The organism is Stygiolobus caldivivus (assembly GCF_019704315.1).
GTDB classification, from domain to species: Archaea; Thermoproteota; Thermoprotei_A; order Sulfolobales; family Sulfolobaceae; genus Stygiolobus; species Stygiolobus caldivivus.
Genome location: NZ_AP024597.1, coordinates 697,798 through 717,900 on the forward strand (window position 1 = coordinate 697,798; position 20,103 = coordinate 717,900).

Genomic DNA, 20,103 nt, shown 5'->3' on the forward strand with positions numbered 1-20,103 from the left:
AATAAATTTCTCACTATGTTTATTTAAATTCTTTAATCATTCGAAAGGCGAATAACGCTTCCTAGTTCAACACTTTCTACTTTCTTCCCTAAATAGTAGGCTATTGTAGATGAAAAAACATAATCACCATACCGGTACACTCTGTAATATTCCTCGATTTCCTTAATTCTTTCTTTATTGTAGTAATGTGCAAAATAAACCTCAGGTCCTTCTACCTCATTAAATGTAAGTAGAGCAGAGTTTAAACTAGACGAGTATCTGCCTAGTTCAAGGATTAATTTACTATACGCTTTTTCGATACTAATAGGGGAATTCTCTACGTTTTTTACTAACTCTAGAAAGAAGAGATAGCTGTCAGTTGAAGGATAATCAGGGTGCTCGAAAGCTTTTCTATTTATAGAACCGTTATGGGCGAAGTAAAGGTCGTGAGAACGTATCTTTAGGTGATACGGGTGATTATGCCTTAGCCCGATCAAGAACTCCTTACCAGCTTTTCTTGCATGGACTATGCCTATAATTCTATTTCCCTTAAGGCTCTCTACTATATTATAAAACATATCGTCTTCATATATTGGTTCTACTGATTTATAGTAAATTATCCTCTGCTTTCCTTCCTTTTCTACTATCGCAGCTATCCCCCAACCGTGAGAGTGCGAAACATATCTAAAGTAAACGTCATTTCTCGCTGCATCAACAAACGCCCTGATTACATCTGTATCAACTCTCTCTTTTGTATTAAATGCTAGTAACCTACACATCCACTATTAAACCATCATAAGCAATATTATATCCTTTAGCCAATCTTTTCACTTCATCTTCTATCTGGGCTGGTATATGAGTAAGTATTAACTTTTCTTTCGGAAACAGCTCTAAAAGCTGTTTTAAAGAAGTATGTCCCCATTTAGAACAGTCGTCTAAACAGCTACTTTCATGGACAACTATGTCTACCTTTTCTGCTTCGGAAAGGATACTTTCACAAGGCTCGGCAGTATCACCGGTATATAAGACCTTCTTTTTACCATCTGAGACTACGTAAGCCACATCATATATACTGTGGCATCCTTTAACCGAGTATACTTGGAATTCGCCTATCTCTGCGGTCGGTAAGTCGGACTCAGTTATTTCCGCTAGTATGTTATTTCCGTACTTGACATAACGGTCAAAAATCTCCGAAAGGCCATGTGGAGAGTAAACCTTAAGCTGTGGCAACCCCCTTAACTTTCTCTGGACTAAGTGGTCAAATAACCCATTAAAGTGGTCTATGTGGAGGTGTGTAATAAATAGCGTTGAAAAGGCAAGCAAGCCTAAGTCCTCTAATTTAAAATTACTACCAGTACCCATATCTAGGACTAAAGACGTGTTTGTTCCTTTTACATATATAGAAGCTTTCATTCTTTTGCTTCCGAATGTAGCCCCTGCGCCTGTCCCTAAGAACACTAGTTTCATCTCACATCGTCCCTCTCTTCTATACTTACTAAGTCATCACAGCATAAGCCTAGACATCTGTGCTCTTCTTCTTCAATTACCTCTTTTTTCTTTATCCTAAACTTCTTCTTCAATTAGACCTTCCACCTCTTTTAATCTAGGGCCTAGAGCCCCTAATTGTGTTGTTGAATAAGAAGCTATAATATTAGCTATCCTGACAGCCCTTTCTAAGTCGTATCCCTTCTCTAGGTACACTGCTAGTGCGGCATTAAATACATCTCCGGCCCCTGTAGTATCAATAGGGTTAACCTTTATTGTGTCTACCCTTACTCTCTTATTCTTCATACCTATTAAAGCCCCGTTTTCTCCTAATGTTATTATTACAGCCTTTTTTACTTTTTTTAATAATATGTCTATTCCGTAATTTATATCATCGGCTCCACTTATCTCCTTAAATTCAATTTCATTAGGTGTAAGTATATCCACATGCTCTAGAATACTATAATCTGCTAATGATGCAGGAGCAGGGTTCAATATCCTGAGCCCATTAAATTCGCTTAGCGCCCTTTTTACAGTATCTTCTCGAATTTCAAGTTGGGTTAACAATATATCTCCTTTTAGACTATCGTCTAAATCTTCAGGCATTAAGAGTATGTTAGCTCCTCTGTTTACTACGATCATGTTTTGCCCGTGTCCGTTAACTAAGATATATGCAGAACCCGTCGGTGCATTCTTTATTTTCACGTATCCTACATCTATTCTTTCATCCTCCCAAAAATCTATAGCTCTTCTACCATATTCATCATTACCTACTGACGCGATTAGACGTACTTTAGCCTCTAGTCTAGATGCAGATACTGCTTGGTTTGACCCTTTTCCACCATGATTTATATATACCTCTTTGGCTATTACTGTCTCGCCTTCCTCCGGGAATTTATCAACTTTTAGTATAAAATCAACGTTATAGCTACCAACTACTGTGATCACTTTAACATCTCCCTTAGTTTGTTTATTAATTCTTCACAGCTATTTCCGGTCAAATAAGCCCTACCGTTTTCAAGTATGAGGTCTCCAGTCCTACCGCTAGTGGTTAACATTATTTTACCCTCTTCTCCTTTTTTCAACAAGCGATCGGACACCGTTAAAGACAGGACGATTTTCTTACCGTGCTTTTTGGCTATTTGTGACACCTTATTATCGATATTCACGAGTATGGGCCCATCTAGCTTAATTTTGTCCAAATACCTTATTATACCTCCTGCAAGGCTTGCGACATCACCATAATCGGTCAGTACGGCAATGTTTGACTTGTCCTCCTCATCTAAAAAAGTAGTTAACAATTCTGGCTGGTTTTCCAACTCCCATAGACACTTCTCAGCAGTAAGTCTGGCGTTCTCTTTCTCTACTGTCCGTTCTATGGGGGCAAAAGGGTCAACGGGTCCGTGGCCTTTTCCTATTGAGAGCGAGAATTTAATACTTTCATTAACATAGTTCTTTGCGAGTCTTACGGCTGTTTCAAGGTTCTCTCCCTTCGCTAGGTAAGCCGTTATCGCAGCAGAAAAGACATCCCCACTACCGTGCGTATTTTCCGTCTTTATTTCTTCACCCTTTAGCTCGACCTCTTTTCCGTTAATTATCGCAATGTCTAGTCCACCTAGACTAGATCCCCCTTTAACTACAACGTCTATCCCGTATTCCTCATAAATTTTCTTCGCTACTTTGGCTAAATCTTCTACGTTATTTATTTTCAACTGAGTAAGTTTCTCAGCTTCATACTTGTTAGGAGTGGTTAATATAGAGTGCTTCATTAAATCCTTTAATGCGTTTACTGTGTCCTCGGTTACTAGTTGGTCACCGCTCTTAGCTACCATTACCGGGTCAAGGACTAACTTTATAGAGTATTCCTTAACTTTCCTCTCTACTAACTTTACTATTGAGGAGTTTGAAAGCATCCCGGTTTTGGCATATTTAGGGTGTAGATCTCTCATTACAGTATCAAACTGAGCTTCAATGAAATCTAGAGGCACTTCTAATACCTTAGATACTCCTTGGGTGTTTTGGGCCGTCAAGCCGGTTACAATTGTAGTGCCAAAAACACCTAATGAAGTAAATGTCTTTAGATCTGCCTGAAGGCCTGCTCCTCCTCCCGAATCGCTTCCAGCAATCGTCATTACGACCGTTCTTTCTCTACGTTCCATATGATCTAAAGTTAAGCTTAATTTATAAAAATATGAGAAGTTTAACTTATTTGCCCCTTTTAGAAGGGCACATTACATTAAAAATGCAGTAGCTACATTCCCAGCTATACCGGGGGGTCTTAACAGCCTTTATAGTTTCCTCAACTAGCCTGATAACTTCTATATCGTCTACCCTATCTGCAACTAGGTACTCAGTAACTCTATCAGGGGTTACATAGACTAGTATTCCCTCTAACGCGTCAAACAACCACAAATAGATCCTGAGTTGTTGCTTATGGTGTTCTAACGGGATCCCTTTATCCGCTCTAGCCGTCTTTATCTCTATCACAATCCTTTTATCTTTCTCTATTATAGCGTCTGCCCTCCCTTTTACCTTATATGCTATTTGCCCCACTGTGACCTCCTTCTGCCCCTCTACTTCTATTTTAGCGCTAAACTTATCACTGAGAAATTTCTCTAACCCAGCGTGAACTAAGTCACCTAGGACGGTTGCCGGTTTTACTTGCTCAGCCACTTGTAAATCTTTATATTTTTCTTCGAATTTCAACTTTAGTGGACACCTTACTAAGTCAGTAACGTAAAACGTATTTTCTTCTCTAACGTGTGTAGATGCCTCAGTCAGTTTGGAGCTAAAAAGCTCTTCCACTATCATTTCTATTACACCTCCGAGGTAATTTTCCCACTCCTCTCGGTTTTTATCCATACTCTTGGAGTCCTCATAACTTCTAGTATGATAGCGGTTAGATTCAGAATTACGACGAAGTTCATGTATATAAGTGATAGTATAGAATAGTAGGATTCAATCAGGTGTTTCCTAGATATAGATATAGTTGATATAAAGGATATAAAAGAAGCAGTTGAAACAAAGGCTGCAGCTAAGACAAATAAAGATGACGAATATATGAGCACTAGAGAGTAGTTGACGAGGTTCAAGACCATAAATAAAGGAGTACCGATAAGCAGGAACCCATCAATTAACCTCGGGTCTATCCTTTTTCCGTGGGGTATTTTTATACTGACTTCAAAGTGCCCTCGGTACCACCTAAGCCTCTGTTTTATCAACCACCTTAAACTCGATGGGACTTCACGCCATGCAATTATGGTCGGGTCGTATTTGATCTGGTAACCTTGAGATATTAAGGAGATACTTAAGTCAAGGTCCTCCGTTAGTGTAAATTCGTTCCACCCTCCTATCTTTTCTAGAGTTTCTTTCCTTATAAATGTGCAAGTACCTTCTAGCGGGACGAACAAGCCTAATCTAGCCCTACCTGCTATAGAATACTCATGAAAAAGTTCCTCTATACTGGCGAACCGCGTAATTATATTTTCCTTTATGTTTATCGGGATCAGTTTTCCTTGAACTGCAACTACTTCCTCTTTATCAAACCAAATAGACGCTTGGTTAAGTACGTCCAACCGGGGGACTGTATCGGCATCAAAAATACCTATTATCTCGTTCTTAGCAAGTCTTAAGGCGGAATTTAGTGCCCTACTTTTTCCATTAGGGACATTGGCACGGTCTAGTCTGATACACTTTATAAAGGACTGTGTATATATTTCTTCGTATTGTTTGCAAACTTCATATGTCTTATCTGTGGAACCGTCTTCTATTACTAGAATTTCATATTTTGATTTGTCATATTCTTGGTTAACTAGCCTGTCCAATAGCCTGGGGAGTACTTTTTCCTCATTTTTAGCTGGGACAAGTAGAGAGAAGGACTTACCTGAATAATCTTTCTGTTTCACCGGGGTCCAAGTGAAACCATATATTGCTAAAAATGAGTTATAGACGCTCCAACCTGAAACTAAGATACTGAATATGGCAATAATGTCATCTAGCATTAATTAAACACTGTCATATCTCTTTTAAAATTCTTTTGTAAGGTAATACACAAGGTGAATAGCATATTAAAATACCGTAATGAGTACTCTTTTGTCTTAAGTGTTAAGTATTAATAATATAACTGATATGAAACAGATGGTAAAAGATATATTAGGAGATTATGAAGTTAAGGGCGGATCGGTACAAGCTATTGGTAAGTTTATCGCGTTCGGATTAGATGACCCTTTTCACATAACGACTGTATCAGGATTTACAATATACGGGATAGGGAAACTGATGGAGAGGAGGACTAATTATGGACTTAGGATGGCTCATAGGGACATTCAGGAGATAAAGAGATCACTAAGGGAAGCCCTCCTAGATATTACCACAATGAGATTTTAGGTTCAAAAGATTAGGTTAAATTATGGAGATTATACCACTAGCATTTGAAAGCCTGGGAGTACGGTCCCAGGCTACTCTTGTTGAGACTAAAGACATTAGAATTCTTATTGACCCAGCGGTCTCTTTAGCCCCGAGAAGATACGGGTTACCCCCACACCAACTGGAAGTAGACCGCTTAACTGAACTGGCTACTAAGATTTATAACACAGCTAAAGACGTTGACGTTATAGTAGTCACACATTACCACTACGATCACCATGACCCAGGTTATGTAATTCCCATAGATATTTACGAGAAAAAAGTAGTGTTTATAAAGGACCCGCAAAATAACATAAACCCTAGCCAGAAGTTCAGGCGAGCACCCCGGTTTTTGAAATCGTTAAAAGACAAGCCCAAGTCTATTCAAAACGCAGATGGGAAAGAAGTAAAGTTTGGCTCTACGTCGATTATTTTCTCTACTGCTGTTCCTCACGGTGCTGATGAGAGGCTCGGTTATGTAGTACAAGTTGCAATTAACGATAAAGATGGGACTGTGCTTTTTACCTCAGATATTGAAGGTGCGCCGAAGGAAGCCCATGTTAATTTTATAAATAAGGTTAAACCTAATTACCTAATTATAGATGGTCCTTTAAGTTATTTACTAGGTAGGGCGTTATCAAAAGAAGAACTTGAGGTAGAAATAAAGAACCTAGAAAGTATAGTCAAAAACGGCCTACAGTATGCAATTATTGACCACCACGTGTTACGGGACTTAAATTACGCAAACGTACTTAAACCGGTGAAAGAGGTAGCCAGTTCCGTAGGATGTAAGGTAATTACAGCTTCAGAGTACTTGTCCATAGAACCGATGATCTTGGAAGCCAGAAGAAGGGAACTGTTCCAAAAAGATAATAGACCTGCAAAAATACCTCGAAATTTAGCTAAACTCCTTACAGCGGGAGACTCGTAAGGGGGAAGAAATGGGCCAGTATTAAACCGCCTGTATAACTCCCAGCCATAGCTAACAGCCCAGTTGCTATTTGTTCCAAAGCACCCCTAGATCTGCTTAACCCAGTATATTTAGACGCTAAGGAACCGAAAAATCCTAATGTGACAGTTATTAGTATTACAGAAGTTATAACCGAATAGCTAAACGGTATTTTTATAAATAGTGACAACATGAACGGAAAGAGGGGTATTACAGAGCCTATAATAAGGTAAATAGACATTAGTAGGCCTAGTTTTACCGGATCTTCAAACTCATCAGGAAAGAGCTTTAACTCATGGATTAACATTTCGTGTAGCACTATGTTTTTATTTTTCATTAGTCTGTTTGATATTTCCTCAGCTTCTTCCTCAGGTAGTCCTTTCTCAAGGTAAAATTGTTTCAGTTCTTCCCTCTCTTTTTCTGGATAGTGTTCTATTTCATAGTTTTCTTTTTTTATTTCATTCTGTATAATTTGCATTCTGACTCTAGTAGATATATACTCTCCGATTCCCATAGAAAAAGCTTGTCCTATAGAAGCTATCAGACCGGTCACTAGTACGAGTAAGGGGTCTTGGGAATAACCCGCAGCACCTAACGCTATAGAACCCACTCCTATGAGTCCGTCCTGAATTCCGAAAACTCTGGTCCTAAACGTATCAGCCTCGTTCGTATAATGTATTACAGGTTCTTCCATGAGTGGTTTATGGTATGAAAAAAATTTAAATGATTCTTGGATTACGAAAAGTCGTAACGAAATTTATGTTGTTTTGACGATGTAACGCTCTCCTTCTTTAGAGAGGAAACCGGAATATATACCCCACTCAGCTAATATTATTTCTAAGTCATTATAGCCTGTAGGACTACTGTATGTAGTAATACCTTTTTCCTCTAGTTTTTCAAGGAGTTCCTCTACAGTAAATGCCTTAAGTTCTTTAGCTGTAGCAAATGGTTCTAGTCTATCAATAGACTCTCTTAATAGTTCCTTCCTTTTCTTTATATTTGCCTTTATAAAATCAAGGCCTTTATCTGTAATAATAATATCACCTTCTGCTAGATTAATAAACCCCATAGTATTTGCAGCATAGAGTATAGGCATTAATTCATCCATATCGACTTCCAATTCCTTCTCTAGGATGTAAATATCCACCTTACCGTCGAAGGTATTGTGTAAAGTGGTCAACAAACCCAATAGATCGGCCACTCTAGCGTCTGGGTGAATAACCTTATATGTACTTGTAACCATACGTGATCATACCCAATACTTAATAAAAATTTATTCTCTAAGGAATTTTATAGATTAAAATGCTTATTTTTATATTACATCAATAATTCATTAAGATTTTTTCAGCCTTAAATAAGGTTTATGCCACCTTTACCGTTTGTCCCTACACTTTCATTTCAATCATTTTACCTCCAATCATGATTGAGTGTAGGGGGCTTAGCCCTCAACCACCCACTCGGCTTAACACTAGGTGGGTCATGGGACCCCTTCGAGCCCAACGACACGGGGGCTCACATATCCGCAATCACCTTTTTGAGCATAGCCCACATCGGTACGAGGGGTTATTTTCGCTATAGAAATCTAACATAAACAAATATAAAAAGGATTCAGTTCAGTGCTCTAAAGAGGTACGCCTAATATATTATTACCGACTAATTTAGACAAAAATAGCTTTACCAGTATGATGAGCTAATTTTTTATCTTGTACTCAGATTGTGGGATATAGATCTATTTTAACTTATACAATTTAGAAGAAAAAATTTAATATGACCATATCTTATATACCTCAATGAACGAAGAGTTATTACTATCACAATTATCTCTTACAAGAAGAAGTTCTTCTTTACCTAAGCTAATTAAAGTAAATTCAACCACTGATTTATCTAAATTAAGAGGTATGGCAAGGTATGAATTTTCTAGGGGGATTGACGGAAACGAGATATTGGATTTAACAAGCCTAAGAGGAGTTGAAGACTTAGGCGATAAAATAAAAGTCTTGTCGGGGACACCGTGGAGAGATGTAATTAAATACAATCCTGAGACTTACGGTAATTTAGACTTTTCAGTGGGGGGTAGTGTATTTTTCGGTGATGCAGGGTTTGGGTTCAATGAGTTCGGGCTGATTAAAGACAGAGTAGAGGTTGAGGGATACCTTAACGGAATTAAATACACCGGAAAATATAATGGAGGGATAATATACGCTGTATATATCAAAAAGGAGTCAAAACAATTGGCATATAAGGGTTATACATCAGACGACATAGATGCCGTATTATATAAACTAAAGAACTGGTTTACTTTGGGTTTTCCAGCGTTTAGAGATATTACAATTAATATTCAAGGGGGATTAGCTAAGCTGATAGTTTCTTATCCATCGATTAGGGAACAGCTGTTATTAATGTATGTGTCTGACCTCCAGAAGGTAGACCCGATATATGAGGACTTGACACCTAGGCACAAGTATCAGTACTTTGGGACTACAGACTTGAACGGGCTATTTCAGATAAAAGAGAACATAAAGAGAAGTGAGAGGACAATATTACGTTTCAGGGGGACTAGAGTATACTTCACGATCTATTCTAATACACCTTTAAAATTTGCCGAAAATACGCCCTTAACTGCGTATTCAGATTCAGACGGACAGAATGACTTAAACGGCTGCGTTCTTTGCGGTCGGTGTGTTGACGTATGTCCTTATGGTGAAATGATGGGTTCACCCGTATATACTCCCTTAGGACTATATGTCCTACAGCCCTTAGGATTTGCAGAGGGACTTGTGAATTGCCATATGTGTGGTAAATGCGTTGAGGTATGTCCCTCTAAACTTGATATACTTACTGACTTACGTAAGTATGCTAGATATGATAAGATAGACTTTGCACTCCCTGAAATAAGAGAGTTACCAGCTAGTTCAGTAATCGTTTTAACTCCTATAAGTAAAGGTCTTGAAGACAGGGCAATAAGGGCACTCCTTTATCTCCACTCAAAAGGTAAGAAAGTGGGTATAATTAGGCTGGACATTAATGTGATTGATTTACTGTTGGACAGAGCTGATTGGACGGCAGTTGCCAAGAAGTTAGAAAACGTAAACGAAATTATTACAATTACCCCTGAGGAATACCACTACCTGCAAGCGTTGAAAAGGCTCAAAATACTTGATATAAATTTTGTAGAGGAATTAGTGCTTCCAGATACAGAAATAGAAGGCAAAGAGCTTCACATACCTTGTATGATTGGTATTAGAACTGAAAATGACGAGTTAAATAAGTGTAGCCTAGCTTTCTTACAGTCTATCTCCAATAAAAGTGTAGAGAGTAAGGTATCTGCAAAATATACATTATGTCCTATTACCGCGAAGAAGTTAAATATTAAAACGCCTTTAGATACAATCTTTCCTACACTAAACCTTCAAGCACTTGAAAATACTATATCAAAGTTACATCAAGGAGAGGAAGACACTGAGCTAGTAGTTGATGATGCAAAATGGTATGAAGGGATAGCGGAAGAGCTTTTTATAAAGGTTAATGAGAGGACTCTCTCTGCTCAACTAAACCGCTTTACTAAAGAAGAAATGTTATTACTATACTTTTATATGGATAAATTTGAGAGCCTAAGTGATAAAGATAAAGAAATAATTACAAAGGAAATAACTAAACTTTTTAGCTCCTAACTAAGTATATTAAATGTCCTACTTCTGGTAATATAAGTTCTTTCATTGCTAGTTTAACTGCGTCTGGTGATCCAGGTAATAAGTATATTATTTTCTTTTCTATTATACCTGCACTGGCTTTTGTAAGATAAGCCGCTGCACGTACTTTCTGGTCATCATAGCTTACATTTCTAAACACGTCAGAAAAACCTTCAATTTCTCTGTCAAATAGGGGCCTTATAGTTTCTACAGTCTGGTCTGAGGGGGTATATCCAGTCCCACCTGTGGACACTATTACATCTACCTTGGGGTCGTCTAGTGCCTCAGCAAAAGCCCTGAGTATCTTTATTTTATTATCTGGTACTAGCGAGTAACCTACCACAGAATATCCGCCCTCAATAATTAATTGCTTAATGGTATCTCCAGATTCATCTATTACGGGTTCCCTTCTCGAGTACTTTTCATACCTCGAAGTGCTGACCGTTATCACGTAAAAGTTAATCTGCCTCGGTGCGTGTTCTCTGTGCTTCTCATGTGAGTGCACTTACATCACCTTTACTTCATTAGCTATGTCTAAGTCTAAGTCGAGGAATTTATTCCTTTCGAGTAATATTCCGTCTACGTAGAGTGTAGCCCCTTCTTTTAGTTCTGTGAACCTTATTCTAAATGAGGTAAGAGTTATACCTTGCTCGGTCTCATAAATTACCGGAAGCGAGAAAGGCTTAACTGCGTTCACTATTTTAAGCGTGCCTCTGAAATTTTTCTTCCCGATCACCGTTCCAAAATCTATACACTCCACCACCTTAAAAGTATAAGGAAAACCTTGGAAAACTCCCTCTAAAACCCTGTCTTTTTTAAACCTTATAAAGTCCTCCTTATCTAGGACTTCAACTTCATTTTCATTCCAAGACGTTAGGGGGAGGGTGACCCCCTTTTCTCTCAGTTCTAACAACGTCTTGTAATGGTATGGGTCAAAGGAGAGGAAGTCCATATCATTAAAGCTATCGGAGTAAAGGAGGCTCCCCGTAATCCCAACACTATCTCTAAAATAACTTAAGAACACCTTTACCGGTGTAGGTAAACCTCGCTTCACTTCGAAGGGGTCAAGGACTTCACTCTCTTCTAATGGGACTAAAGGTACTTCGAAACCAATTTGGTCTAAATACTTCATTAAGTTGGGGAATTTTTCTTTCACCAGCCTGATTGCTTCGTTAAGCTTCTTTATTTTTCTACCTTCATACAATCTCGGGATAGCTACTACGTATCCTTCAGGGTGGTAACACCCTTTGACAGCCCACACTATACCCTTATACTTTACAAAGTACCCCTCTGTAATCATCAGTTTTAAAGGATTTCGTGTAGTTTTTAAATCCTTGTGAAAGTACTTATAGTTGGTAGAGGAATAGCAGGCAGTTCTCTTTATTACTTATTTAAAGAGAACGGGTCTAAAGTCCATGTAGTTGAATCAGGTTTTAGGAGATTCTATCCTACCTTGATACATTCACTCTTACTTAAGGGGAGGGACATAGACCTAGCACTGGAATCCCTGAGTTTCTACGCTTCCCATAAAATCCCATTATTTTTATATCCGTCCTATACTATAGGTAAAATTCCTCCTGAGGTAATAGACAAATGGATAAGTATGGGGTTTAACATAGAAGAAAAATACGTCCCTTGGCTAGGTCAAGATGCGATAATAGGACATAACACGGACAGGCTCGTAGGAGTTAAGAAATTAATAGACTCAGTCCCGTACATAAAAGGGCAAATAAGCATAGATAGCCAATATAGGGTACTCCTCGACGGAGAGGAAATAAGTAACAAATACGACCTCATAATTGTAGCTAGCGGAGCATGGAATTCATTCACGGTAAAAAGTACGTTGCCTTTAAGGAGTTATTATTGTTGGGCGTGGGCTGTCCTAACACCTAAACGAGTCCTTGACAAAGTTTTCATTTATGACTATGAATTAGGTTTCTACTCAAGGCCACTCTTCGGGATAGGGTCGTTTTTCAGCATAGTGGGGGACGGAGATACTATTGAGTGCTCGCCTTTTTCTCCCCAGTTAGGGGATAAGCGGGCAGTGAAAGAAGCGTCGAAAAGGCTAGGTCCGTTAATACCTATTTATAAGGGAGATGGTTACTGTGAAGGTACTCCCGATATGAAGCCCGTATACGGTCAAATAAGTGAAAAAATATACTACATAGGCGGGTTAAATGGTTATGGTGCTGAAGTAGGACCAGGGTTAGCTAAACTCCTTTTTAACTTTATAGTTAAGGGAGAGGAAGATAAGGAGTATTCGGCTTCCAGATTTCACGGGGTAAGTGATTTTAGGATAGGTAAAGAGCCCCATGAGTTCTAGCTCTTTGAGATCTCTAAGTGTTTCCTGATCAGCTCGTCATCAGGTAGTTCTTCCTCATTCACTTCTAGGTGCAACCTCTGTTTTTCTTCACAACTCTCGCAATCATAGACCACCCATGCATTCAGGAACTGGTCTCCATAATAGAACTCTAGTGCCCTCCACCCGTAGTTCTTTATCAGCCCTTTTACTACGCTTAATCTGGTCGTGGGGAACGCTACAAATTTCTTCATCTTTATATAATAAGGCTTTAATGTAAGTAGGTAGTACCCATTAACTAGGACCGAAGTCGGGATGTGGAAATCATCTAGGTCACTTACCTTTATCAATTCTATGTTACCTTTGCTATCTAGGTAAACTGCTACGTTTCTATAATCTTCAAACATATCCTTTAGGTAATGCCAAGGAGGTGCAGGAGAGCCTAATATCCAGCTCAACATAATAACTATTTATATACCCAGTATGATAAATTTGATTCTAAATAATGATGATGTGACGGTTTTCAGAACTGATGAAGAACGCTTCCCTGTCTGAGAGGGTTTAGATATGAAAATAGACTATATCAGAGATATTAATTCGGTTCAAAAGAAAATTGTAGAAAAGTTCGGGAATTTGTGTGGACTAGAAGATATAGTGCACAGGATCGTTGGGCTACATAAGACTGGAGTAGTAAATATAAACCACTCAGTCCTAGAGCTAATTCTCTCAGCTTACTTGTTGAGCCAAGGATTTAAGGTATATGCCGAAGTAGAAGTAGCTGGAGGAATTGTAGATATTTACGCAATAAAGGGCATAGATATGTCGGTAGAAGTGGAGACCGGGTATGTACCTCCTACTAGTGCTACCTCAGCGGAGGAATTTTTAATGGGGAGACTTGCCCTTAAAACAGCTAGGTACAGTAACGTTGGGCACGAATTTTACATAGCGGTACCTTCGTTTTATATCCCCCCTATACCAGAACCATTACTTATTCCACCCGAAGAGAGGAAGGAGGAGGACATTAGAAAAGTAATGTTTCTAATTAGAAGATACAGTAAATCACCAGACGTAACATTAGATGACGTAAAGACGAGTAAAATTAACGGCATAATAACTATTAATACGAAGTCGCTTGATGTCAAGATAATTGATGTTAAGAACTTTTCTATGTTAAAACACTTTTATAGCTAGGTATAAAAACGTAAACGAGAAGAACGGTACTGCAATATTATCATCTATAAAGGGTAATACTTCACTTAAAGTCGCTACAACTCCCGATATTGCCCCCGGTATACCGAAAAAGTAAAAACCTAAGGGGATGCTGATCGCCGCCATCCCTACGCTCCCCCAAAAACCTTTGACCCTCCTCTTATACACATAGTTACGTATTATTCCGGTCACTCCGTCCCCGAAAGACATGTAATATATGGGCAATAGCGGTATAAAGATATTCCTCGTCTCCCAGTAGTTACCGTCTAGTATATCCATTATGAGGAGGAGCGTCCCGAACGAGAACGCGTAATAGACTTCCCCACGGTTATTTTCGTCCTGAAACCAATTTAAGTAATTTTTCTTGGCTCTATGCAAAATGAGGTACATCATTAAGACATACGAGGCTACTATGGGGACTAGAGGCGATGTAAAGACATATGGGGCTAAAATAGCTACTACTCCTCCTCCTAACATGTGAATTACTTTTCTGGCAACATAAGGTGTGGTCATTTTACTTATGACCTTAGAAATGTAAAGTGTCACTATTGCTACCCAAATGGTAAGTACGACCCCCCATACGATATCTCCGATTGTTATTAACATCACTGATCAAAGCTGAAGAATTAAATTAAAAGTTCGACTATTTTTAACGTATGGAAATCTTTTTGTATAAAAGACAAGGTGACTACTTAGTCCCGTCGAAAGAGGGAGACGTATTTGTTACAGTAGGCAACTTTATCGTAAAAGCATATAGAAAACACGACGGTAGTGAAGTAAGTAACTTAAGATTTAAGTTGTTCGGTAAAGAGCTCCCACTCCTCAACAAACTAAATGAGTTGAAAAGAGCATCTAACATTGAAGTTGACGAGAATTACGCCTTAGCGTACCCCGATGTAAAGACGAGGATACTAAAACTTAACCAATTAATAGGGTATGTCTTTGAAGAGTATGTTTATAGAACGCTTTCTAGTTATTTCAAAGTAAAGAGGTACGAACAGAAAGCAGTATCGTTACCAAAGATGGGTATTCCACTTCATAATAGTCCAGATATGGTAGTTGAAGATAAGGTAGCGGTTGAAGCTAAAGTAGGGACGTATAAGAAGGACCAGATAACCGACTACGAAAAATATTACCCCACTGGGATCGTTGTTTTCCCTTGGTCCGGGGAATGTAAGGTCGAGAAATGGGTGTGTTTTTACTATTTTATTAAGGATCACCAAAGGGTAGTAAGGTATATAACTGATTTACTTAGATAAGTAAATAATTCCGTAACTAATAGTAGAATTTTTAAATTCAGTAAGTAAATAGTGGCTATGGAAATAGGAACACCTCTTCTTGAAGGCGCTAAAAAAATACTCTGGCTAGGTGGTGGAGAGTTAGGTAAAGAGATGGTTATTGAAGCTCAAAGGATGGGTCTTGAAACGGTTGTGGTTGACAGATACGATATGGCGCCTGCAATGCACGTGTCACACAGGAAGTATGTAGTAAACATGTTGGATGGGGAAGCCATTAAAAGTATAATAAGGAAAGAGCACCCAGACGCTATAATCACGGAAATAGAGGCTATAAACACCGATGCATTACTGGAGTTAGAACAGGAAGGCTATAGGGTAATGCCCAATGCTAGGGCTGTGAAAATATGTATGAACAGACTAGAGCTGAGGAGGCTAGCTGCTGAGAAGGTTAAGGTACCTACGACAGCTTATGCATTTGCAGAAACCCCAGAAGAGGTCAAAAAGGCATGTAAAGATATCGGATATCCTTGCCTTATAAAGCCCGAGATGAGCTCTAGTGGCCACGGCCATGAGATAGTTAATAATGAGATCGAGATAGACGAAAAATTCAAAGAGGCATTATCCCATGCTAGAGGTAAGAGTTCAAAGGTAATAGTAGAAGAGTTTGTCAATGTAGATAAGGAACTCACGGTGCTAACGTATAGGTACCCGCTCGCAAACGGCGGGGCACAGACAAAGACGATCCCACCAATTGAGCACCAGAGGCCTAAGGACGTCTATTACTACGTAGAATCCTGGCACCCTTATACTGTTGACGAAGACGTAGCATCTAGGGCGAGGGAATACGCTACTAGAGTAGTAGATGAATTAGGCGGATTTGGAATTTTTGGGGTCGAAATACTGATTAGCGGTAATAGAGTTCTATTTAGTGAAGTTTCGCCTAGGCCACACGACACAGGGTTAGTAACTTTGGCTAGCCTTGATATAAACGAATTCCAGATCCATATAAGGAGTGCTATTGGTCTTCCTACTCCCGAGGTGAAGATAGCATCACCCGCTGCTGCTCACGTGATTCTTTCTAATAACGAGAAGTGGGCCCCTAAGTTCATTAACGTAGAGAAAGCGTTAGAGATACCGGGTGTACAAGTGAGGTTATTCGGAAAACCTTCAACCTATTATAAGAGAAGGATGGGTGTTGTGTTGGCTACCGGTAAGGACATAGACGAAGCTAAAGAGAAAGCTAGAAAAGCGTCCTCATTAATATTAGTTTCATAATCCGTGAATTTTCTTTAGTTTTTCCACTATTTCTATTACTTTTTTCTTTACGAATTCTGAGGAGGCGATGTAACAGCAATCTTCTAGATCTAAGAACTCAGAAAAATCTAATTTAGCCAGTTCCGCTATTGACAGAGTCCATATCTTCGCGGTAGACTCATAATTATAACCTCCCCCACCGGTCATCACTATTTTTGCGTTATACTTATGGGAAATGTCGTGGATTTTCTTTATAATATCTAGATACCCCTTATTTGACAATTTTAACTCTACTAACGGGTCTGTAAAGTGAGAGTCACCTCCATTGAGTATAAACACTAGGTCTGGTTTAAAGGATTCGAGTTTGGGAACCGCTATTTCGTTGAAAGCGTACAAGTACATATCGTCACCTGTTCCAGGTGGTAACGGAATGTTGACAGTAAGCCCCTTCGCCTCTCCCTCACCTATCTCTTCAGCATCCCCTGATCCGGGGAAGAACCCTTTATGGAACATATGTAATGAAATTTTAAGTACGTTTGTATCGTTTGCGAGAAGTAATTGTGTCCCGTCTCCGTGATGTCCGTCTATGTCTACCAAGGCTATTTTCTTAAATTTTTCCTCAGCTATTTTAATCCCTAAGGCTACGTCATTAAATACGCAGAAACCCGACGCAGACGAATATTTAGCGTGGTGGAACCCTCCGCCTATATTTACTGAGTGATCGTATTTGTCAAGGATCTTTATTGCGGTTACTGTGCCGCTAGTCCTTATCAAAGCGGATTCGTATATCCCCTTAAAAGCTGGAGTATCACCTTCATCTAGGTACCCACTTCCATCTGCGCTCTTTTTCTTTACAAATTCTACATACTCTCTGGCGTGGACTTTGTATAGTAAATCTTCATTGATCATGACTGGTTTTACGAGATCTATTTGGTGAAAAGCTCCTCTTTCTTCTAAGAATTTCTTGGCCATAGACTCACGGAGGGATTTAAAGGGGTGATCGCCGGGGAATGAATACTCCAAATACTGATCATCCCAAACAAACGCCGTCTTGTGCATTATAATTATCTACGTCGAAAAACTATATAAGTGTAGAACTGGATTTTTTCCATGATGAGTATAAAAGAATTGATTGAGGAACCGAAAGTAGTAGTCACTTATAGTGATAGGATCAGGGAAATAGTAACTAAGATGAGAGATAATAACCAGTGGGTAGTGCCAGTAGTAAAGGATAAAGAAGTAATAGGAATTTTGAGCTATAACGACTTACTCAGGAAAAGGATAAGCCCAGAGTCTAAGGTAATAAACTTAATGAGCCCTTTACTGTCTGTAAATGAAGATGATGACATACAAAGAGTAGTAGCTAAGTTTTACACCACAAAGGCTAGAGCAATACCGGTGATTAACAATAAGAGGAGATTGGTAGGAATGATCACGAGGGAGAAGCTCCTAGCTTATTTCTTAAATAGCGGTGATTTTGCAAAAACTAAAGTACGTGAATATATGAACTCACCCGTAATAACAGTGAATGCCGAAGACTCCGTAGCCCGTGCTAGGTGGTTAATGAGTAATAATAACATAACGAAGTTACCTGTAATGGAAGAGAAGAAAGTGTCTGGTATAGTATCAGCAAGAGATATAGTAGACAGACTCTACAGTAGTGGTGGAAAGAAAAAATCGTCTATACTTACTGAGGAAGAGAGACTAATGGCTTTGCCCGTAAAAGAGATAATGAATTATCCGGTAGTAACTACCAAGGGGGATGAGAGTGTCGAAAAAGCTGTAGACATTATGCTTTCAAAAAAGATTTCAGGTATGCCCGTATTAGAAGGTGAATATTTAGTAGGGATGTTTAGCGGGATAGACGCAATATCTATAATTGCTAAGAAGTATCAAATGGAAATACCGATCGAAGCCAAACTTATCGGCGAGCTCAAGCAAGGAGATATGAAGGCTCTGATCGACGGTATTTTGGAAAGATATCTTTCTAGGTTAGAAAAGTTAACTGACATAATAAACTTCAAAGTTACTTTTAAAGAAGAATCTAAGAGCGAAGGAAAGAAGCTCTATCAGGTCACCGCACGTGCTGTTACTAAAATGGGTGACTTTGTGACTAAAGATAGTGATTGGGACCCCGTAACGGCAGTAAGGAAGGCTGTGGAGAAATTAGAGGAAAGAGTACAGAAGGAATTAAGAAAAATGGAGACCAGCAGAAGGAAACCAAAGGCAGAGGAGAGTTGAAATTTGCGATAGTTCAACCAACTAATACTTTCACAGCGATTCAGCTTACCGACGAGGCATTAAAAGCAGGTGCAGAGGTAATCTTACTGCCTGAAAAGTGGGTAAGACACTTAGATGAAGTACCACTTACAGATTTTCAGAGGCTTGCAAAAAAGTATACTTCGTATGTGATTCCGGGAGCTGTAGAAGACGGTGTATCAGTTATATCACCGGTAATAGACCCTAACGGAGAAGTAAAGGGGATAGCGAAGAAGATTCACCTATTTGAGGAAGAGAAAAATAGGCTTTTTCCAGGGTCCTCGACTGTAATATTTACGTACAGAGGGATAAAGATAGGGATAGCTATTTGTTATGACGTAGATTTCCCAGAAGTAATAAGGCAAATGTTTGCAAAAGGGGTAGAGGTCGTCCTAGTCCCTTCAAAGATACCCCAAGATGGTATTGAACTATGGAGAGAATATCTGAGGGTAAGGGTACTAGAAAATAGGATAGCCATAGTAAATGCTAACACGTTACAACTACCCGAGTACCCGGGCATGAGTGTAGTCTACATACCTATGAAGAAAGGTAGGTACGTTTACGCTGAAAAAGTAGCAGAGATGAGTTCAAGCGAAAACTATTTAATAATTGACATAAACCCGCTCCATTATATGGACTTAAGAGTAAGCAGGTTGAAAGAATATTCAAATTTCGAAATAAATGAAATATCATAATTTTTACTCTTAATAAAAAATAAAAAGAAGAGGAAGAGAAGAAAAGAAAAAGATTGGATTCAGATTTAGGTGCTTTCAGCTGAACTATCGTCAGAATGGCTATGGGTGTGGCCTTTATGATCTCCGTGAGGATGTAAAATTAGTAAAGGTTCATTGTTGACGCTTAGGTCTCCGTGTGGATGTGTACTAACTGTATAGTGAATTACTATCAAAACTAAATATTTACCAGAGGTCAAGTTTAAATCTTGGTCGTGGTGATATAGATTAAAAGTTACAGTCGTGTTTCCTATAGTTATAGTTACATTAAATGATGAGAATACTTTCGATAGTTTTTCCACATGTAGCAATTTGATTTCATAAGTACCGTTACTACTAATTATCACGGTCGCATTTGACGACACAGTCCCGGTCTGTCCAGGAGTTATGTTACCTAAATTTAGATATGCAGGTATTATTTCAGTACTATTATCATTACTAGTATTTATAACATTATATGAAATATATGCTAGCGGTCCGTAGCCGTGCATCCCTGCTACCATAACTCCTGTTGCTCCAATACTTAGCCCGATTAGTAGTAGTAGGACTAGGTTTTTCATTTCTTCTCACAAAGGGACTCTCGTTCCGCACTTATTAGGATAACAGG

The 20,103-nt window shown here is 38.9% G+C and carries 23 protein-coding genes; 9 read left to right on the top strand and 14 right to left on the bottom strand.

Annotated features, from left to right (window positions below):
• Positions 1-32 precede the first annotated feature (32 nt).
• The 6 genes from KN1_RS03525 to KN1_RS03550 all read right to left on the bottom strand — a co-directional run bounded on the left by KN1_RS03525 (position 33) and on the right by KN1_RS03550 (position 5,465).
• Complete coding sequence (locus KN1_RS03525; protein WP_221289444.1) at positions 33-758, bottom strand: class II glutamine amidotransferase; 726 nt, start codon at positions 756-758, stop codon at positions 33-35.
• Positions 751-1,446 (bottom strand): MBL fold metallo-hydrolase, encoded by a 696-nt coding sequence (locus KN1_RS03530; protein WP_221289445.1) that lies wholly within the window; start codon positions 1,444-1,446, stop codon positions 751-753. Before KN1_RS03530 ends, KN1_RS03525 begins: the two co-directional genes overlap by 8 nt.
• A gap of 96 nt (positions 1,447-1,542) precedes the next feature.
• Positions 1,543-2,412 carry a ribokinase gene (locus KN1_RS03535; RefSeq protein WP_221289446.1) on the bottom strand — a complete coding sequence of 290 codons (870 nt, stop codon included), beginning with the start codon at positions 2,410-2,412 and terminating at the stop codon, positions 1,543-1,545.
• Positions 2,409-3,623, bottom strand: coding sequence for a bifunctional hydroxymethylpyrimidine kinase/phosphomethylpyrimidine kinase (gene thiD / locus KN1_RS03540; protein WP_225905770.1), 1,215 nt, complete (start codon positions 3,621-3,623; stop codon positions 2,409-2,411). Before thiD ends, KN1_RS03535 begins: the two co-directional genes overlap by 4 nt.
• Positions 3,624-3,669: 46 nt before the next feature.
• The gene (cas4, locus tag KN1_RS03545; RefSeq protein WP_221289447.1) at positions 3,670-4,275 is read right to left on the bottom strand and encodes a CRISPR-associated protein Cas4; all 606 of its coding nucleotides are present in this window, start codon (positions 4,273-4,275) and stop codon (positions 3,670-3,672) included.
• Between the two features lie 5 nt (positions 4,276-4,280).
• Complete coding sequence (locus KN1_RS03550; protein WP_221289448.1) at positions 4,281-5,465, bottom strand: glycosyltransferase family 2 protein; 1,185 nt, start codon at positions 5,463-5,465, stop codon at positions 4,281-4,283.
• A gap of 136 nt (positions 5,466-5,601) precedes the next feature.
• Between KN1_RS03550 and KN1_RS03555 the strand changes: the two genes are divergently transcribed.
• A complete protein-coding gene (locus KN1_RS03555; protein ID WP_221290516.1) occupies positions 5,602-5,850 on the top strand; it encodes a hypothetical protein in 249 nt (82 codons plus the stop codon).
• 22 nt (positions 5,851-5,872) lie between these two features.
• Positions 5,873-6,799, top strand: coding sequence for an MBL fold metallo-hydrolase (locus KN1_RS03560; protein ID WP_221289449.1), 927 nt, complete (start codon positions 5,873-5,875; stop codon positions 6,797-6,799).
• On the opposite strand, the gene KN1_RS03565 is transcribed toward KN1_RS03560, so the two are convergent.
• Positions 6,780-7,511, bottom strand: coding sequence for a VIT1/CCC1 transporter family protein (locus tag KN1_RS03565; protein WP_221289450.1), 732 nt, complete (start codon positions 7,509-7,511; stop codon positions 6,780-6,782). The genes KN1_RS03560 and KN1_RS03565 overlap by 20 nt on opposite strands.
• Positions 7,512-7,574: 63 nt before the next feature.
• Positions 7,575-8,060 carry an AAA-associated domain-containing protein gene (locus KN1_RS03570; RefSeq protein ID WP_221289451.1) on the bottom strand — a complete coding sequence of 162 codons (486 nt, stop codon included), beginning with the start codon at positions 8,058-8,060 and terminating at the stop codon, positions 7,575-7,577.
• 547 nt (positions 8,061-8,607) lie between these two features.
• Between KN1_RS03570 and KN1_RS03575 the strand changes: the two genes are divergently transcribed.
• Complete coding sequence (locus tag KN1_RS03575; RefSeq protein ID WP_221289452.1) at positions 8,608-10,488, top strand: 4Fe-4S dicluster domain-containing protein; 1,881 nt, start codon at positions 8,608-8,610, stop codon at positions 10,486-10,488.
• Here KN1_RS03575 and KN1_RS03580 read toward each other — a convergent pair.
• Positions 10,478-11,011, bottom strand: coding sequence for a MogA/MoaB family molybdenum cofactor biosynthesis protein (locus tag KN1_RS03580; RefSeq protein ID WP_221289453.1), 534 nt, complete (start codon positions 11,009-11,011; stop codon positions 10,478-10,480). The two genes, KN1_RS03575 and KN1_RS03580, sit on opposite strands and share 11 nt — an antisense overlap.
• A complete protein-coding gene (locus tag KN1_RS03585) occupies positions 11,012-11,806 on the bottom strand; it encodes a hypothetical protein (protein ID WP_221289454.1) in 795 nt (264 codons plus the stop codon).
• A gap of 36 nt (positions 11,807-11,842) precedes the next feature.
• On the opposite strand from KN1_RS03585, the gene KN1_RS03590 reads away from it, so the two are divergent.
• Positions 11,843-12,829 carry an FAD-dependent oxidoreductase gene (locus KN1_RS03590; RefSeq protein ID WP_221289455.1) on the top strand — a complete coding sequence of 329 codons (987 nt, stop codon included), beginning with the start codon at positions 11,843-11,845 and terminating at the stop codon, positions 12,827-12,829.
• Here the strand turns inward: KN1_RS03590 and KN1_RS03595 are convergent.
• Complete coding sequence (locus tag KN1_RS03595) at positions 12,826-13,266, bottom strand: hypothetical protein (RefSeq protein ID WP_221289456.1); 441 nt, start codon at positions 13,264-13,266, stop codon at positions 12,826-12,828. The two genes, KN1_RS03590 and KN1_RS03595, sit on opposite strands and share 4 nt — an antisense overlap.
• 106 nt (positions 13,267-13,372) lie before the next feature.
• On the opposite strand from KN1_RS03595, the gene KN1_RS03600 reads away from it, so the two are divergent.
• Positions 13,373-13,996 carry a hypothetical protein gene (locus KN1_RS03600; protein WP_221289457.1) on the top strand — a complete coding sequence of 208 codons (624 nt, stop codon included), beginning with the start codon at positions 13,373-13,375 and terminating at the stop codon, positions 13,994-13,996.
• On the opposite strand, the gene KN1_RS03605 is transcribed toward KN1_RS03600, so the two are convergent.
• Positions 13,976-14,620, bottom strand: coding sequence for a phosphatidate cytidylyltransferase (locus tag KN1_RS03605; RefSeq protein ID WP_221289458.1), 645 nt, complete (start codon positions 14,618-14,620; stop codon positions 13,976-13,978). The genes KN1_RS03600 and KN1_RS03605 overlap by 21 nt on opposite strands.
• A 50-nt stretch (positions 14,621-14,670) precedes the next feature.
• Between KN1_RS03605 and KN1_RS03610 the strand changes: the two genes are divergently transcribed.
• A complete protein-coding gene (locus KN1_RS03610; protein WP_221289459.1) occupies positions 14,671-15,273 on the top strand; it encodes a hypothetical protein in 603 nt (200 codons plus the stop codon).
• Between the two features lie 57 nt (positions 15,274-15,330).
• Positions 15,331-16,527: a formate-dependent phosphoribosylglycinamide formyltransferase gene (gene purT, locus KN1_RS03615; RefSeq protein WP_221289460.1), complete on the top strand. Its 1,197-nt coding sequence runs from the start codon at positions 15,331-15,333 to the stop codon at positions 16,525-16,527.
• On the opposite strand, the gene KN1_RS03620 is transcribed toward purT, so the two are convergent.
• Entirely contained in the window at positions 16,522-17,565 is a 1,044-nt protein-coding gene (locus KN1_RS03620; protein ID WP_221289461.1) for an acetoin utilization protein AcuC, read from the bottom strand. The genes purT and KN1_RS03620 overlap by 6 nt on opposite strands.
• A gap of 51 nt (positions 17,566-17,616) precedes the next feature.
• On the opposite strand from KN1_RS03620, the gene KN1_RS03625 reads away from it, so the two are divergent.
• Both KN1_RS03625 and KN1_RS03630 read left to right on the top strand, forming a co-directional pair.
• Positions 17,617-18,747 carry a CBS domain-containing protein gene (locus KN1_RS03625; RefSeq protein WP_221289462.1) on the top strand — a complete coding sequence of 377 codons (1,131 nt, stop codon included), beginning with the start codon at positions 17,617-17,619 and terminating at the stop codon, positions 18,745-18,747.
• Positions 18,744-19,460 carry a carbon-nitrogen hydrolase family protein gene (locus KN1_RS03630; protein WP_221289463.1) on the top strand — a complete coding sequence of 239 codons (717 nt, stop codon included), beginning with the start codon at positions 18,744-18,746 and terminating at the stop codon, positions 19,458-19,460. Before KN1_RS03625 ends, KN1_RS03630 begins: the two co-directional genes overlap by 4 nt.
• 65 nt (positions 19,461-19,525) lie before the next feature.
• Here the strand turns inward: KN1_RS03630 and KN1_RS03635 are convergent, their stop codons facing one another.
• Positions 19,526-20,056: a hypothetical protein gene (locus tag KN1_RS03635; protein ID WP_221289464.1), complete on the bottom strand. Its 531-nt coding sequence runs from the start codon at positions 20,054-20,056 to the stop codon at positions 19,526-19,528.
• Positions 20,057-20,103: the final 47 nt, after the last annotated feature.

What these genes read in the sequence shown, in the direction of transcription:
- KN1_RS03550 (WP_221289448.1), bottom strand. Translation starts at nt 5,465, where the DNA reads ATGCTAGATGACATTATTGCCATATTCAGTATCTTAGTTTCAGGTTGG.
- KN1_RS03560 (WP_221289449.1), top strand. Translation starts at nt 5,873, where the DNA reads ATGGAGATTATACCACTAGCATTTGAAAGCCTGGGAGTACGGTCCCAG.
- purT (WP_221289460.1), top strand. Translation starts at nt 15,331, where the DNA reads ATGGAAATAGGAACACCTCTTCTTGAAGGCGCTAAAAAAATACTCTGG.
- KN1_RS03555 (WP_221290516.1), top strand. Translation starts at nt 5,602, where the DNA reads ATGGTAAAAGATATATTAGGAGATTATGAAGTTAAGGGCGGATCGGTA.
- KN1_RS03585 (WP_221289454.1), bottom strand. Translation starts at nt 11,806, where the DNA reads ATGATTACAGAGGGGTACTTTGTAAAGTATAAGGGTATAGTGTGGGCT.
- KN1_RS03605 (WP_221289458.1), bottom strand. Translation starts at nt 14,620, where the DNA reads ATGTTAATAACAATCGGAGATATCGTATGGGGGGTCGTACTTACCATT.
- KN1_RS03575 (WP_221289452.1), top strand. Translation starts at nt 8,608, where the DNA reads ATGAACGAAGAGTTATTACTATCACAATTATCTCTTACAAGAAGAAGT.
- KN1_RS03570 (WP_221289451.1), bottom strand. Translation starts at nt 8,060, where the DNA reads ATGGTTACAAGTACATATAAGGTTATTCACCCAGACGCTAGAGTGGCC.
- KN1_RS03620 (WP_221289461.1), bottom strand. Translation starts at nt 17,565, where the DNA reads ATGCACAAGACGGCGTTTGTTTGGGATGATCAGTATTTGGAGTATTCA.
- KN1_RS03525 (WP_221289444.1), bottom strand. Translation starts at nt 758, where the DNA reads ATGTGTAGGTTACTAGCATTTAATACAAAAGAGAGAGTTGATACAGAT.
- KN1_RS03600 (WP_221289457.1), top strand. Translation starts at nt 13,373, where the DNA reads ATGAAAATAGACTATATCAGAGATATTAATTCGGTTCAAAAGAAAATT.
- cas4 (WP_221289447.1), bottom strand. Translation starts at nt 4,275, where the DNA reads ATGATAGTGGAAGAGCTTTTTAGCTCCAAACTGACTGAGGCATCTACA.
- KN1_RS03635 (WP_221289464.1), bottom strand. Translation starts at nt 20,056, where the DNA reads ATGAAAAACCTAGTCCTACTACTACTAATCGGGCTAAGTATTGGAGCA.
- KN1_RS03565 (WP_221289450.1), bottom strand. Translation starts at nt 7,511, where the DNA reads ATGGAAGAACCTGTAATACATTATACGAACGAGGCTGATACGTTTAGG.
- KN1_RS03595 (WP_221289456.1), bottom strand. Translation starts at nt 13,266, where the DNA reads ATGTTGAGCTGGATATTAGGCTCTCCTGCACCTCCTTGGCATTACCTA.
- thiD (WP_225905770.1), bottom strand. Translation starts at nt 3,623, where the DNA reads ATGGAACGTAGAGAAAGAACGGTCGTAATGACGATTGCTGGAAGCGAT.
- KN1_RS03530 (WP_221289445.1), bottom strand. Translation starts at nt 1,446, where the DNA reads ATGAAACTAGTGTTCTTAGGGACAGGCGCAGGGGCTACATTCGGAAGC.
- KN1_RS03625 (WP_221289462.1), top strand. Translation starts at nt 17,617, where the DNA reads ATGATGAGTATAAAAGAATTGATTGAGGAACCGAAAGTAGTAGTCACT.
- KN1_RS03610 (WP_221289459.1), top strand. Translation starts at nt 14,671, where the DNA reads ATGGAAATCTTTTTGTATAAAAGACAAGGTGACTACTTAGTCCCGTCG.